Source organism: Arthrobacter sp. Soil_C_60, from assembly GCF_057656375.1.
Map to the genome: position 1 here is coordinate 117,840 of NZ_JBDGKM010000009.1, position 13,969 is coordinate 131,808.

Genomic DNA, 13,969 nt, shown 5'->3' on the forward strand with positions numbered 1-13,969 from the left:
CTTCCTCTAGTTAGCGAACTCTTCGATGGGCGGGCAGGAGCAGACCAGGTTACGGTCGCCGGCGGCGCCGTCGATGCGTCCCACCGGCGCGAAGTACTTGTCCTGCTTCAGGCTCGGCACCGGGAAGACGCCCTGTTCTCGGGAGTACTTGCGGTCCCAGTCACTGCTGATGGCAGCAGCTGCAGTGTGGGGAGCCAGCCGCAGCGGGCTCTCCTCGACGCTGAAGTCGCCCTTGACGACCTGGTCGATCTCGCCGCGGATGGTGATCATCGCTTCAATGAAGCGCTCGATCTCGGCGAGGTCTTCGGACTCGGTCGGCTCCACCATCAACGTACCTGCCACCGGGAAGGACAGCGTGGGGGCGTGGAAACCGAAGTCGATCAGACGCTTGGCAACATCCTCGGCAGTAACGCCGGACTTGGCGGTCAGTTCGCGCAGATCCAGGATGCACTCGTGCGCCACCAGACCGTCGTTGCCCGTGTACAGCACCGGGAAGTACTCGTTCAGCCGGGAGGCGATGTAGTTGCCTGCCAGCAGCGCGGTCTTGGTCGCGTTGGTCAGCCCTTCGCCGCCCATCATGGCCACGTAGGCCCAGGAGATCGGCAGCACGCCGGCGGAACCGTACTCGGAAGCCGAGACCGGAACGCCCTTGCCTTCGTGCGCGGCCAGCGCGGCATTGCCGGGCAGGAACGGCACCAGGTGCTCGGCTACTGCGACCGGACCGACGCCGGGGCCGCCGCCGCCGTGCGGGATGCAGAAGGTCTTGTGCAGGTTCAGGTGTGACACGTCGCCACCGAACTTGCCCGGCTGTGCCAGTCCGACGAGGGCGTTGAGGTTGGCGCCGTCGATGTAGACCTGGCCGCCAGCCGCATGGACAGCGTCGCAGACCTGGCGGACATCGGCGTCGTACACCCCGTGCGTGGACGGGTAGGTGATCATGATGGCGGACAGGCTGTCCTTGTGCTGCTCGATCTTGGCGTTCAGATCGGCGTGGTCGATGGTGCCGTCCTGGGCGGTAGCCACAACGACAACCTTCATGCCTGCGAGCACGGCCGAGGCGGCGTTGGTGCCGTGGGCCGATGCAGGAATCAGGCAGACGTTGCGCTGCTCATCGCCGCGGGACAGGTGGTAGCGGCGGATGGCCAGCAGGCCGGCGTACTCACCCTGGGATCCGGCGTTCGGCTGGATGGAGACGCCCGCGTAACCGGTGATGGCCGACAGTCGCGCTTCCAGATCCTCGATCAGTTCGCGCCAGCCCTTCGTCTGGTGCGCCGGAGCGAAGGGATGGATGGAGGCGAACTCCGGCCAGGTCATGGATTCCATCTCGGCCGTGGCGTTGAGCTTCATGGTGCAGGAGCCCAGCGGGATCATGGTCCGGTCCAGGGCCAGGTCGCGGTCCGAGAGCCGGCGCAGGTAGCGCAGCATCTGGGTTTCGGAGCGGTGGCTGTGGAAGACGGGGTGCTGCATGTAGGAAGAGGTGCGCTGCATGCCCTGCTCCAGGCCGAAGCCTTCCGGTGTAGCCGACAGGCCCGCCGCGATGTCCTCGGCTGCACCGTCCACGCCGAATGCCTCGGCCACAGCAGACAGGTGCTCCGCCGTCGTCGATTCGCCGGTGGAGATGCCCACGTGATCGGCATCGATGACGCGCAGGTTAATGCCCTTGGCCTCGGCGGCCTTGATGACGTCGGCAGCCTTGCCCGGGACCTTGACCGTCAGCGTGTCGAAGAAGTGCTCGCTGGCCAGTTCCAGTCCGGCGCCCTTGAGGACGGAGGCGAGGGCACGCGCCTGGTTGTTGGCGTGCTGCGCAATGGCCTTCAGGCCTTCCGGTCCGTGGTAAACCCCATACATGCCGGCGACGATGGCCAGCAGTGCCTGCGCGGTGCAGATGTTGGACGTGGCCTTCTCGCGGCGGATGTGCTGTTCGCGCGTCTGCAGTGCCAGGCGGTAGGCAGGCATGCCGGCGTTGTCCTTGGAGACTCCGACGAGGCGGCCGGGCAGCTGGCGCTCCACGCCCTTGTGCACAGCCATGTAGGCGGCGTGCGGTCCGCCGAAGAACAGCGGAACACCGAAACGCTGGGTATTTCCGACGGCGATATCCGCGCCCTGCTCGCCGGGAGGCGTGATCAGGGTCAGAGCCAGCAGATCCGCGGCCACGGTGACCATGGCTCCGCGTTCCTTCGCATCCGCGATCACCTTGCTGTGGTCGGCCACATGGCCGGACACGCCCGGCTGCTGCAGCACAATGCCGGAGATCTCGCCCTCGGGAAGACCAACGGAGAGGTCGGCCACCTCGATCTCGAAGTCCAGCGCTTCGGCGCGGCCCTTGACGATGGCGATGGTCTGCGGCAGCAGGTCTGCGTCCAGTACGGTCTTGCCGTCGGCATGCTTCTTGTTGGCACGGCGCATCAGCAGCACGGCTTCAGCCACGGCGGTAGCTTCGTCCAGCAGGGAGGCGTTGGCGATTTCCAAACCGGTCAGGTCGGAAACCATGGTCTGGAAGTTCAGCAGCGCCTCGAGCCGGCCCTGGGAGATTTCCGGCTGGTAGGGCGTGTAGGCCGTGTACCAGGCCGGGGATTCCACCACATTGCGGCGGATCACCGGCGGCGTGATGGTGTCGTAGTAGCCCTGCCCGATCATCTGCACGGCAGTGATGTTCTTGGCGGCGAGGGCGCGCAGATCTGCGAGGACCTCGGCTTCGCTGCGGGCAGCCGGCAACTCAAGCGGCGCGCTCTGGCGGATGTCCGCCGGAACGGCCGTGTCGACCAGGTCTTCGAGGCTGGTGTAGCCAAGCTGCTTGAGCATGGTCTCGGCGTCGCTGTTGCGCGGGCCGATGTGGCGCTCGGCAAATGTCGCAATGGTGGGTTGAACCGTCATGAAGGAACTCCAGTTATTGGCTGGCACGGTTGTACCAGATGGATCGGGTTCCTCCCCGCTCTGTATTGGACCTGAGAGATTCCGCGGAAACCTTTCCAAGTTCCGCTTGCACCGTCGGTGAGCCGCGCCGTCATGGTCGACTACTTTCCAGAGTTGCCTGTCTGCGGCGGTACAGGGGCCTGAGAGATTCCTGGGGAGGTATTGCTCCTACGGCGCCCGCTGACATTCATCCAGCAGGACTCTCCCGCCGCAATTCGAAGGCAAATATGCAGTTATGACACTTTTGAAGTGCGTTCTATCTTCTTGAATGGTAGCCGGTGAGGGCGAACACAAACAAGGCGGCCGGCATTAGCCGCGCGCTTCGCGGTGCTGGACCAGTCCTTTAACGTAGGCGGCCTGCCCGGCGTGTTCCAAACAGTCATCAATGACGCTGACAAGGCGGACTCCGAGGGTAACGTGCGGGTCCCAGCGTGTATCCACAATCCGGTCCAGCTCGTCTTCGGTCAGCGAGCCGATGAACTCGAGGCTTTGGCGATGCACGGCGTCGAAATACTCGGCCAGCAGGCTTCCGGATTCAACCGTGACGGCGCTGACCTGGTCGGAGGTGTGGCCGTAGCCGGTTTCATGTGTGTCCAGCGGAAGATCGAACAGTTCTGACCAACCGCCTGAGGTCCAGCGCTGCTCCACACCCGCGACATCGGCAATGTGATCGTCCTGGACCCGGGTCAAATGCCAGATCAGCCAGGCGATCGAGTTGCCGTTTCCTCCGGGCCGTTCGGCCAGCTGGTTCGGGTCCAGTCCATCAAGCACTTCGTGGACCCGTTCCTGGATCCGGCCGAAAGCGTCTGCCAGCAGATCGTTGAACTTCATCTTCGCTCCTCGTAGATCCGGGATTGGCGGCAACGAACCCAGCCTATGCCTTACGCCCCCGGATGGTCCTCCAGATAGCGCGGTTTGCTGACAATGAAAGCACCGACGACGAGGACGACGAGCGATACGGCGAGCAGGCCGAACGATGTTGCCCATGTACCAGTGATGTCTTTCAGCAGCCCGAAAGTCAGCGGCCCAAGGCAGGCGACCGAATAGCCGATGCCTTGCGCGAAACCGGAAAGCGCACCCGAACCGGCGGTAGTCCGGGTCCGCAGGTTGACCAGCAGCAAGGCCATGGCGAATGTTCCCTGTCCCAGTCCGGCCAACGTGATCCAGAGGATCGTGCCCGATGAGGGTGACAGCAGCAGGCCCGCATAGCCGCCGGCGTAGCAGAGCACGAACAGGGCTGCTAGTGGGAAGGGATTGCGCATTCTGGCCGCCAAGTAGGGAACCAGCAGGCTGGTCGGCAGGCCAAGGATGGCGTAATAGGAAAGCATGGTGCCGCCCTGGGCCGCGTCCATTCCCGCGTCGAGCAGCAGCGGAGGCAGCCAGGTGAACATCGAGAAGGTGTTGGTGGACGTTCCGGCAAACACCATGGCCAGCCCCCACGCGACAGGAGAGGACCAGACACGGACCTTCGCGTGGGGCTTTGCTGCCGACCGGTTTTGAACGGCTTCGGCCCGCCGCGTTGCCCGCTCCCCCAGTAAGGTGGCTATCCATGGCACCAACGCCGCCATACTCACACCGGCCCAGATGCCGATCGACCAGCGCCAGCCGGACGTGTTGGCTAGCGGCACCGCCATCAGCGGGCTGAAAGCGGTACTCACCGCCAGCAGGGTCACGTACAGGGAAGTCACCAGGCCGATACGGTCCGGGAAGTACCGCTTGACCAGCGGTGGCATGACGATGTTGCCCAGCCCGTAACCCACCATGGTCACGGCGGAGAAGCCCAGGAACAGCGGCACGTCGGAGGCCAGCGCCCGTCCGATCTGGCCTGACGCGGCCAGCACCAGCGAACCGAGCAGGACCGCGGGTATGCCCAGTTTTCTGATCAGTGCCGGCGTCGTGAATCCTGCCACGGCGAAGGCAGCGGTCGGGAGCATGCCGAGAACGCCGATGGATGCAGGACCAAACGGCAGATCGTTGGAGATCTCCGCCAGCACGGGTGAAACACCCGAGACCGCGAGACGTAGGCTCAGAGCCATGATCAGGATGCCGGCGAGGACGATCAGGCGGGGGAGAAGTCCAGGAACGGACGCGGTGTCCTTCGCTACAGGCTGATCCGTGATCTGGGGTTGGTTTGTTCTAGGCACTCTGATTTCCGTTTGCAGGCAGGCTGTGGCCGGCGGATGTGCCGGCTTCTTCACCATAGCTGTCGCGGCGGCTGCCGCCGTCCCCACCTGAAGTCGATTAAGGCTCTCCGGAATTCTCGTCCCGGTAAAAACCTTCCGGGCCCTGGGGCCGGCGTTCCGCGCGACGGCCCTCTTCCTGCCGGGCACTTTCCAAGGTGCGATCCACCAGTTGCCGCCAGGGGCCGGTTACGTCTTGCTCCGGGAGGGAGGCCTCACGTTCGCCGGCGCTGATCCAGTACATATAGCGGTCCGGCTGGTTCTGCGTCTGCGGGACATCGTCCCAAGGGCAGGATTCAATAATGGGCAGCCACTCGTCACGCAGTTCGGGCTGACCCACTTCAACTGCCCAGCGCCTCGTTAGACCCGCGAATCCGCCGGTGCGCTTGACGCTGATCCTCATCCCAAGACGCCCACCTCAGTCCAGGCCGCCGTTACGGCCTTGAGTTCCTCTGAGTCCTTACCGTAGCGGCTTTCCGCCGCACTTTCAGTAGCTGCCGCGAAACCTGCAAAGTCCGTATCCGCCACGACTTCCGTACCGGTGATCGTGTCGTACCAAATCAGGCCGGCTCGTTCCCAGGCGTTCCCGCCCAGGATCGAGGCCAGCCGGTAGAAGGCATGGTTGGGAATGCCTGAGTTCAGGTGCACTCCCCCGTTGTCGTCCGTGGTGTCGATGTAGTCCGCCATGGTGGCAGGCTGCGGATCCTTGCCGAGCACGTCGTCGTCGTAAGCAGTGCCCGGCGCCTTCAGCGAGCGCAGGCCGTCGCCGCTGACTTGGTCGGTGAACAGGCCTTCGCCGATCAGCCAGCTAGCGTGGTCCGCACTGTGCCCGAGCTTGTACTGCTCCACCAAGGCAGCGAAGACGTCCGAAATCGACTCGTTCAGTGCGCCGGGCTGGCCCTGGTAGACCAGGTTGGTGGTGTGTTGCGTGATGCCGTGGGTCAGCTCATGCCCGATGACGGACAGCGATTTGGTGAAGCGCTGGAAGACCCGCCCGTCGCCGTCGCCGAAAACCATCCGCGTGCCGTTCCAGAACGCGTTGTCATAGTCCTCGCCATAGTGGACGGTGGCGCGCAGGATTCCGCCCCGGCCATCGAGTGCATTGCGTTGGTAGGCGTCAGCGAAAAGCTCGAAGGTGGACCCCAGCCCGTCGTAGGCTTCGTTGACCGCGACGTCTTCAACCGGGCCGACTCCCTCGCTGCGCACGCGGATACCGGGCAGCCGTTCCATGTTCTGGGCGTCATTGATCTGCCGGGTGGGATTCAGCCCTGTGGCCCGGATGCGTTGCGACGGCAGGAGGGTGGGCAGGGCCGGCATCTGCGCACGTTTGACGTTACGGTTCCGGCGCATGGCTGCATCCCGGGCCAGGGCACGCTGGGCAGCTTCCGCTACAGGCAGCAGGGACCGGTCATCCAACCGGGCGAGCCGTCGGAGCAGGTATGGCGGAACAATAGAACAGAACATGTGGACCTCCTTGCGTTCACCCAAGCCTATGGTCCGGGTGTGACAACCTGTGGCAGCCACGGCATACGGGTATTCGTGCTCCATGACCCCCGCTACGCTGGCAGTATTTAGCCGAAACGATTAAGCGCGAGGGAACCGATGAAATCGAGCAAAATTGCCGCAACTTCTTTCCTGGCCCTGGTGGCCTTGACCGGTTGCACGACCGCGGGCCCGTCCGGCGATGGCAGTTCCGCTTCGGCCTCGCAGTCGGACGAACCATCACGTTTGGAGACCGTTGCAGACAGCGGCGTGCTCAAAGTGTGCACCACAGGGGACTATCGACCGTTCACGTATCTGGATCCAGGGACGGGGGAATACACCGGGATCGACATCGATATGGTTGAGGACTTGGCCCAGCGACTGGAAGTGGAAGTTGAGTTCGTCCCGACCACCTGGGCAACCTTGATGCCGGACTTTCTGGGCAAATGCGATATCGGCGTTGGCGGCATTTCCATCTCCTTGGAACGGGCTGCCCAGGCGTTCTACACTGAGCCGACTCTGGACGAAGGGAAGACGCCGATCACGCTGTGCGAAAACGTTGAGAAGTACGACACTGTGGAGGAGATCAACCAGCCTGGTGTCCGTTCGATCACACCAATCGGCGGGACCAACGAGAAGTTCGCCGACGAACATTACCCCGATGGCGAGATCATCCGCTACGAAGACAACAACACCATTTTTGACGAAATCATCGCTGGCCGCGCGGACGTCATGACAACGGACGCATCGGAAACAATGTGGGTGGCGAACGAGCATCCGGAGCTCTGCGCCGTCCATCCTGAGGATCCATTCAACTTCTCGCAGAAGGCCTACCTACTTCCGCAGGGTGACGTCGAATTTCGCGAATACGTGGACCAGTGGCTGAACATGGCCAAGAACGACGGCACCTACGATGCAGCCAAGGCCCCCTGGTTCGGCTAGAGCTACCCGCCGGATACGCTAAGGAAATGCCTGAGTCTGCCGCCGCGCGCAAAAGAATGCCAACTTGGGCGATCATCGCCGTCCTGTGCCTGTCCGGAACAACGGTCTCGCTCCAGCAGACAATGGTCATCCCGCTGCTGCCGGAGTTCGCGCAACTGCTCAACGTCTCCATCGACGATGTGTCCTGGCTGGTCACCGCCACTTTGCTGACCTCTGCCGTCGCGACACCCATCGTCGCCAGGCTAGCGGATATGTTCGGCAAGCGGCTGATGATGCTGGTCTGCATCATCCTGATGACAGCCGGATCCGTGGTGGCCGCGCTCGGCGGGGACTTCGCCACCATAGTTGTCGGCCGTGCCCTGCAGGGATTCTCCTCTGCGTTGATCCCGGTAGGCATCAGCATCATGCGCGACGAGCTCCCGCGGGAAAAGGTTGGCAGCGCGATTGCGCTCATGAGCGCCACGCTGGGCATCGGCGGTGCCCTCGGCCTGCCCTTGGGCGGAACCCTTTACCAGCAGGCCGGTTGGGAATCAGTGTTCTGGCTTTCCGCCGTCGTTGGTGTGGCCATTCTCGCCGCGGTCTACCTGGTGGTCTCGGAATCCGAGGTGCGGACCCGCGGCCGGTTCGATTTCCTCGGCGCCATCATGCTCTCCATCGCGCTGACCTCGCTTCTGCTGGCCATCTCCAAGGGTGGCACCTGGGGCTGGGGCGACGAACTGACCATAGCGCTGTTCATCCTGACGATTGTGATCCTGGCGGCCTGGATTCCGTATTCGCTGAAGGTCAGCCAGCCGTTGGTCGACCTGCGCACTTCGTCCCGGCGGCCGGTGTTGTTGACCAACATTGCCTCCGTCCTGGTGGGCTTTGCCCTGTTCGCGAACATGCTGCTGAGCACCCAGCAACTGCAGCTGCCCGCTTCGGTGCCGCACGGGTTCGGGCTCGACCCCGTCACGGCAGGCCTGGCGATGGTTCCGTCCGGACTGGCCATGGTCGCCTTCTCCCCCGTATCCGGCGCCATGATCAACCGCTTCGGTGGCAAAACCACGCTGATTGCCGGTTCGGCGATCATGGCCGTGGGGTACGTGGGCCGTGTCTTCGTCAGCGACTCGGTGGCCGCGATCATTATTGGCTCCACCGTTGTCAGCGTCGGCTCCGCGGTGGCCTATGCCGCGATGCCGAGCCTGATCATGGCCAATGTGCCGATCACCGAGACGGCCTCCGCCAATGGCCTCAACGCGCTGCTGCGTGCCATTGGCACCTCGACCTCGAGCGCCGCCGTCGCAGCCGTCCTGGCGTCGGTTACGGTCAGCGTCAACGGGGGCGAGCTGCCTGCCATGGAGGCTTTCCAGGACGTGTTCTGGATTGCGGCCGTGGCCTCGCTCGTGGCCTGTGCCGTGGTGTGGTTCGTGCCCAGGTACGAGGCGGTGCCTGCGGCCGAAGGCGTTCCGGTCGAGACCGCCGCCCTCGCCGTCACCCAGGCCGGCAACAGCGCGGAAACCGTGGTGCACGGGCGCGTGCTGCACACCGACGACCAGCCCATTCCGCACGCCGTCGTCACGGTCATGAAGACCTCCGGCGAGCCCGTGGACTGGAGCAGGGCAGCGAACGACGGCGGGTTCTCCCTTGCGCTGCCAGGGCCCGGCGAGTATCTGGTTGTTGCCAATGCGGACGGCTGGGTTCCCACTTCCAAGGTGGTCAGGTTCACCGGTACCGAACGGGATGAGCAGATCCGGCTGACGCAGCGGCTGACCATCACGGGCTGGGTGCTTCGGGGCGGGGCCGCGCTGCCCGGCGCACTGGTCGCGCTCAGCGCACACACGGGCGAGTACATCGCCTCCACCAAAACCAACGACGCCGGCCGCTACGAACTGCGGCTTCCGCCCACGGGAAGATACGTGGTCACCGTTGTCGAACCCGACACGCAGTACACCCAGTCCCGGAAGCTGGTGATGACGGCCGAGTCCTCCGTGGTGAATTTCGATCTGGTCGGCAAGGCTAGGGAAACCACGCTCTAGCCGGAAGTTGTTTCGCCCTAGCTTGCCGGCCTACATGTCCCCGGTCCGCAGCTCCTCTGTCAAAATCCAGAAGACCTGCCGCAACCGCTGGACGGCCGCGTCAGGTTCCTGCCGGCGCAGCAGCGCAACTGCCTCCTTCCACCCGTCCGTCCAGATGTAATAAAGTTCCTCCCGCTGGTAGAGGAACAGCCGGCCCAGGGAACGGGCCAGCACATGCTCATTCACGGCGCGCAGCTCATCGTGGTCGGCGGCATCAAGGATTATTTCGATCAATCCCCTCAGCGTGGTGTGGGCGGCCAGCATGTCGCCGGTTTGGAGCGCGCCTTCCAGGTGCTCGGCGGCTGCCGCCATGGCCTCGACATCATCCTCGCCCAGCCGCGCAGCCGAGCGTTCGAAGACCGCAACCAGGACAACCCCGAGAACATCCAGCAGCTGGACCGCATGGAGCTCGTTGAGCACGGCCACCCGGCGCCGTTTGTTCGGCAGGCTTTCGATCAGGCCCTCTGTGATCAGCTCCGTCACCGCTTCCCGGACCGGCGTAATACTCACTCCCAGCCGCTCGGCCAGCTCGGCATCCTTAACCGGGGCTCCCGGCGGAAGCTCGCCGGCCAGGATTTCGTCTCGCAGTTGCCGGGAGATTGCCGCCCGTCGCGTCGCGGGAACGTCACTACCCATGATGGCCTCCTCGTCATCGCCGGCTGCCAGTGAAAACGTCACATATGGGTAATATGGCACATTTGTTGGCATCAATGCATTCTTCATCCTAACCTTATGAGACCTGCATCACAGCGTCGTGGGGCAGGGTCAAACTTCATTTCAGATGGGTGTTCGGCCCGGGGCGGGGTTGGATGGACTTTTGCCCCTGATGCTCCGGACGGGACCAGCATGAACAAAAAATACTCGGCGTCGGCCGAAGCCAATAGCCGACACCCCCAGGACTGGGGCCGCGCGATGGCTGCGGCCATGACGGATCTGGTGGAACAACGCCGCGAAGACGGCGGGCGGGTGGACCACGAGGACCTGTATGGCGAAGACCTGCATTTAGTAATAGGCGCCGTCCGCGGTGGCGTCGAAATCACGCTTACCTGGCAGCCCGAAGGCGAGCCGGAGGACGACGGCCGCCGCTACAACGGCTAGCTGTCCGGCGGCCGCCGTCCAATCCTGCCAAGCGCATGGGGCGTCCGCACCACCAGGGCGGGCTTGAGCACCTGGTGCTGCTGCGGCCCCTCGTCCGCCGGCCGGCCTGCCAGCACATGGGACAGTACCGCGATGATGCGCCGGGCCGCATCGGCAACAGGCGGGGCCACACTGCTCAGGCCCACGGCCGCAGCAACCGGAGTGTCATCAAAACCGACGACGGCGGGTTCCTGCTCCGGCGGCAACACCGCCCGCAGCTGGGCGAAGGCACCCAAAGCCAGCGAATCGCTGGCACAGACCAGCGCCGTGACTCCCTTCGCCAGCAAGCCGTCAACCGCCGAGGCTCCGGCCGCTACGTCGTCGTCCGTTGCCGCGCTCAGCTCGTGAAGGCTTCCGCCGATGCCGACTGCTTCCATGGCGCGGTGCCAGCCGGCCCGCCGGTCGTCCCCCAGGCCTTCGTCCGGCCGCCAGCCCAGGAAGCCGATCCGCCGGTGGCCCTGCTCGAGCAGGAACCCGGTGGCACTCTCGGTGCCGGCAGCGCCGTCAATATCCACCCAAGGATGGGCCGACGCAAACGGATCCTCCGTGCGGCTCCAAGGCCGGCCGAAGGCGGCGAAGGGAACGTCATGCTCCTGCAGCCAGGCTGTCCGCGGATCCCCGGCATGGGTGCCAGTCAGCACAAAGCCATCCAGGTCCGCCACGTGCAGCAGCTCGTCGATGTGGCGGATTTCTTCCTCGTCATCGCGCGCGCTGTACAGGGTCAGTCGGTAGCCCGTGTCCTGGGCGGCTTCCGTCAGCGCGTGGAGAAAGCGGTCTTGCACCGCGCCGTTGATGCCGTCGGTAACAGGCGTCAGCCGCAGGCCCAGATCCATCGACCGGCGCGTGCGCAGCTGGCGGGCAGCCGCACTGGGACGGTATCCGCTCTCCCGGACGGCCTTGAGGACCCGTTCACGGGTGGCCGGCTTCACCCGCTGCGGTGCGTTGAGCACGTTGGACACTGTCTGGCGGGAGACCCCGATGGACTCGGCAAGACTGACCAGAGTGGGTTTCTTCTGTGTCATCGGGTCCCTTTTCTGCGGACTTCCGCGCTGGCTAACGCCGGTGTCCGTGCTGGCCGCTACGTAACCACCGAAGACGGGGTGTTGCATCGGACGGGGTATCTGCCAAGATGTAAACACCACAGTATGAACGTTCAAATGAGGTGTCAATGACCGACGGGGACTGAACGGCAGTTCCCTGAAGGAGCCCTCCCTCCACCTCAGCACCACCGGCACGAGGCCGGCAAATACACGCTAAACCCAAGGAGCAGCCATGGCTTTCCAGCAGCCCTACCTGCACGATCTCACCGGCGTTTTCACCGCGCCTATCCAGGTCTGGAGCGACCACCACGGCCAGATCCGCGGCGAGGGTGCCCAGGGTGCCTACTGCGGGGACGACAGGGTTCTGGCGCGGGCCGTCCTCACTGTCAATGGCCACGAGCCCGAATGGGTCTCCACCCAGGTGAACTCCACCGAACATGTGGACTTCATCCATTTCATCCGGGTTCCCGCCAACGTCGCCGACCCCCTGGTGTCCATCATCCGAGGCCGCTCGGTTGATACCGGACAGCTGGCCGAGACCCTGACGTTCAAGTCCGTACTGGACGAACCGGTGACGCTGGACGTGAAGATGGAACTGGTCGCCGATGCCCTGCCGATGGACCAGATCAAAGCAGGCCTGGCCTTGGCCGCAGGATCCGTGGCGCCGGAAGACCGCCGCTGGCGCTGGCGGGGCCAGGACACCAGCGCGGAGCTGACCGCGGAGGGGGCCGAGCTGGCCTTCATGGGTAGCCAGGTTGTGCTCAGATGGCGTATCACACTCCAGCCGGGAGATGCCCTCGAGCTTGGCTGGTCGCTGGCCGTGTCCGACAAAGGCGCGCCGATGATTGCCGCCGGCGGTCAGCCGCTGCGGACTCCGTCCGTTGCAGGCGACCCGCGACTCATGCGGCTGATGACGCGCTCGATCAGCGACCTCAACAGTCTGCGGATCGCGGACCGGGAGCGTCCGGCACACGCGTTCCTTGCCGCGGGCGCGCCGTGGCACCTGACCATGTTCGGCCGGGACGCCCTGATGGCCGCCCGCATGCTGTTGCCCATCGATGCCACAACCGCCGCGGGAACGCTGCGGGCTTTGGCGGGACGGCAGGGTACTGATGTGGTGCCGGAAACGGGTGAGGAACCGGGCAAGATCCTGCGCGAAGTCCGCCGCAGCACCTTCGTCATGGGTCCCGGTGGGACGGTTATCGCGGTGCCCCCGGTCCAGTACGGCAACATCGACGCCACGCCGCTGTGGATCATCCTGCTCCATGATGCCTGGCATTCGGGGATGCCGGAGGCCGAGGTCAAGGCACTGCTGCCGCACCTCGAGGACGCCCTCGGCTGGATGCAGCACTATGGCGATTCCGACGGCGATGGTTTCCTTGAGTACGCCGGTGCTCCCGGCAGCGAGCTGGCGGACCAGGGCTGGAAAGATACCGCTGGCTCGATCCGCTGGCATGACGGCACACCGGCGGCAGGGCCGGTCGCGCTGGCTGAGGTGCAGGGTTATGCGCATGAAGCCGCTACCGTTGGGGCCGAGATGCTGGACCACTTCGGCCGGCCGGGCTCGGGCGAATGGCGGGCCTTTGCCTCCGATCTCGCGGATCGTTTCCGGGAGAAGTTCTGGTGCACCGACGACGCCGGCCCCTATCCCGCGATCGCCCTCGACGCTGACAAGAAACCAGTGGACTCCATCGCTTCCAACATGGGTCACTTGCTCGGTACCGGCCTGCTGAACGCGGAGGAAAAGGCCGCCGTCGTGACCCGGTTAATGGATCCTTCGATGTTCTCCGGCTACGGCATCCGGACCCTGTCCACCACCAATGGCGGCTACTGGCCCACCCGGTACCACGCCGGCTCCGTATGGACCCACGACAGCGCCTGGACTCTGCTGGGCATGCTCAAAGACGGTTTCGAAGACGAGGCGGCAAGACTCGCCGGCGGCATGCTGGACGCGGCCGAAGGTTTTGACTGGCGCCTGCCGGAACTGTTTTCCGGCGATCCGGCCGACCGGAGGTGGCCGCCCGTGCCGTACCCGGCGGCGTGCCGTCCGCAGGCCTGGGCCGCGGCATCAGCGGTGCCGATCGCACAGGCCCTGCGCGGCTTCAACGTCCTTGGCTAGCCGGCTGACGGGCGCGTGCAACGTTTCGTTGCCCTGCCGCGCAGTCCACGCTGAGGTGCCGGCGGACTTTGCCGCCGGCACCTCAGTTTATGGATAGGTTAT

At 64.7% G+C, this 13,969-nt stretch carries 11 protein-coding genes and 2 riboswitches; of the genes, 4 read left to right on the forward strand and 7 right to left on the reverse strand.

Going from position 1 to position 13,969, the window contains the following annotated elements:
• Positions 1 to 6: 6 nt before the first annotated feature.
• The 5 genes from gcvP to AC3A4M_RS17355 form a co-directional block, all read right to left on the reverse strand.
• Positions 7 to 2,874, reverse strand: coding sequence for an aminomethyl-transferring glycine dehydrogenase (gene gcvP, locus AC3A4M_RS17335; RefSeq protein WP_498737238.1), 2,868 nt, complete (start codon positions 2,872 to 2,874; stop codon positions 7 to 9).
• A 50-nt stretch (positions 2,875 to 2,924) separates the two neighbouring features.
• Positions 2,925 to 3,031, reverse strand: a riboswitch (glycine riboswitch).
• Positions 3,032 to 3,131: riboswitch (glycine riboswitch) on the reverse strand.
• 91 nt (positions 3,132 to 3,222) lie between these two features.
• Positions 3,223 to 3,744 carry a mycothiol transferase gene (locus AC3A4M_RS17340; protein WP_498737240.1) on the reverse strand — a complete coding sequence of 174 codons (522 nt, stop codon included), beginning with the start codon at positions 3,742 to 3,744 and terminating at the stop codon, positions 3,223 to 3,225.
• Between the two features lie 50 nt (positions 3,745 to 3,794).
• Positions 3,795 to 5,057 (reverse strand): MFS transporter, encoded by a 1,263-nt coding sequence (locus AC3A4M_RS17345; protein WP_498737241.1) that lies wholly within the window; start codon positions 5,055 to 5,057, stop codon positions 3,795 to 3,797.
• 97 nt (positions 5,058 to 5,154) lie between these two features.
• A complete protein-coding gene (locus AC3A4M_RS17350; protein WP_498737242.1) occupies positions 5,155 to 5,496 on the reverse strand; it encodes a protealysin inhibitor emfourin in 342 nt (113 codons plus the stop codon).
• Positions 5,493 to 6,557, reverse strand: a complete 1,065-nt coding sequence (locus AC3A4M_RS17355) for a M4 family metallopeptidase (protein ID WP_498737244.1) — start codon at positions 6,555 to 6,557, stop codon at positions 5,493 to 5,495. Before AC3A4M_RS17355 ends, AC3A4M_RS17350 begins: the two co-directional genes overlap by 4 nt.
• A 138-nt stretch (positions 6,558 to 6,695) precedes the next feature.
• Between AC3A4M_RS17355 and AC3A4M_RS17360 the strand changes: the two genes are divergently transcribed.
• Positions 6,696 to 7,517, forward strand: a complete 822-nt coding sequence (locus AC3A4M_RS17360) for a transporter substrate-binding domain-containing protein (RefSeq protein ID WP_498737246.1) — start codon at positions 6,696 to 6,698, stop codon at positions 7,515 to 7,517.
• Between the two features lie 26 nt (positions 7,518 to 7,543).
• Positions 7,544 to 9,532, forward strand: a complete 1,989-nt coding sequence (locus AC3A4M_RS17365; RefSeq protein WP_498737248.1) for an MFS transporter — start codon at positions 7,544 to 7,546, stop codon at positions 9,530 to 9,532.
• A 30-nt stretch (positions 9,533 to 9,562) separates the two neighbouring features.
• On the opposite strand, the gene AC3A4M_RS17370 is transcribed toward AC3A4M_RS17365, so the two are convergent.
• A complete protein-coding gene (locus tag AC3A4M_RS17370) occupies positions 9,563 to 10,249 on the reverse strand; it encodes a GntR family transcriptional regulator (RefSeq protein ID WP_498737250.1) in 687 nt (228 codons plus the stop codon).
• Between the two features lie 168 nt (positions 10,250 to 10,417).
• Here AC3A4M_RS17370 and AC3A4M_RS17375 point away from each other — a divergent pair, with 168 nt between their 5' ends.
• The gene (locus AC3A4M_RS17375) at positions 10,418 to 10,669 is read left to right on the forward strand and encodes a hypothetical protein (RefSeq protein ID WP_498732223.1); all 252 of its coding nucleotides are present in this window, start codon (positions 10,418 to 10,420) and stop codon (positions 10,667 to 10,669) included.
• Here AC3A4M_RS17375 and AC3A4M_RS17380 read toward each other — a convergent pair.
• A complete protein-coding gene (locus AC3A4M_RS17380; protein ID WP_498737252.1) occupies positions 10,666 to 11,730 on the reverse strand; it encodes a LacI family DNA-binding transcriptional regulator in 1,065 nt (354 codons plus the stop codon). The two genes, AC3A4M_RS17375 and AC3A4M_RS17380, sit on opposite strands and share 4 nt — an antisense overlap.
• Before the next feature lie 250 nt (positions 11,731 to 11,980).
• On the opposite strand from AC3A4M_RS17380, the gene AC3A4M_RS17385 reads away from it, so the two are divergent.
• Positions 11,981 to 13,867 (forward strand): glycogen debranching N-terminal domain-containing protein, encoded by a 1,887-nt coding sequence (locus tag AC3A4M_RS17385; RefSeq protein WP_498737254.1) that lies wholly within the window; start codon positions 11,981 to 11,983, stop codon positions 13,865 to 13,867.
• The last annotated feature ends 102 nt before the right edge of the window (positions 13,868 to 13,969 follow it).

What these genes read in the sequence shown, in the direction of transcription:
- gcvP (WP_498737238.1), bottom strand. Translation starts at nt 2,874, where the DNA reads ATGACGGTTCAACCCACCATTGCGACATTTGCCGAGCGCCACATCGGC.
- AC3A4M_RS17340 (WP_498737240.1), bottom strand. Translation starts at nt 3,744, where the DNA reads ATGAAGTTCAACGATCTGCTGGCAGACGCTTTCGGCCGGATCCAGGAA.
- AC3A4M_RS17350 (WP_498737242.1), bottom strand. Translation starts at nt 5,496, where the DNA reads ATGAGGATCAGCGTCAAGCGCACCGGCGGATTCGCGGGTCTAACGAGG.
- AC3A4M_RS17355 (WP_498737244.1), bottom strand. Translation starts at nt 6,557, where the DNA reads ATGTTCTGTTCTATTGTTCCGCCATACCTGCTCCGACGGCTCGCCCGG.
- AC3A4M_RS17360 (WP_498737246.1), top strand. Translation starts at nt 6,696, where the DNA reads ATGAAATCGAGCAAAATTGCCGCAACTTCTTTCCTGGCCCTGGTGGCC.
- AC3A4M_RS17365 (WP_498737248.1), top strand. Translation starts at nt 7,544, where the DNA reads ATGCCTGAGTCTGCCGCCGCGCGCAAAAGAATGCCAACTTGGGCGATC.
- AC3A4M_RS17375 (WP_498732223.1), top strand. Translation starts at nt 10,418, where the DNA reads ATGAACAAAAAATACTCGGCGTCGGCCGAAGCCAATAGCCGACACCCC.
- AC3A4M_RS17380 (WP_498737252.1), bottom strand. Translation starts at nt 11,730, where the DNA reads ATGACACAGAAGAAACCCACTCTGGTCAGTCTTGCCGAGTCCATCGGG.
- AC3A4M_RS17385 (WP_498737254.1), top strand. Translation starts at nt 11,981, where the DNA reads ATGGCTTTCCAGCAGCCCTACCTGCACGATCTCACCGGCGTTTTCACC.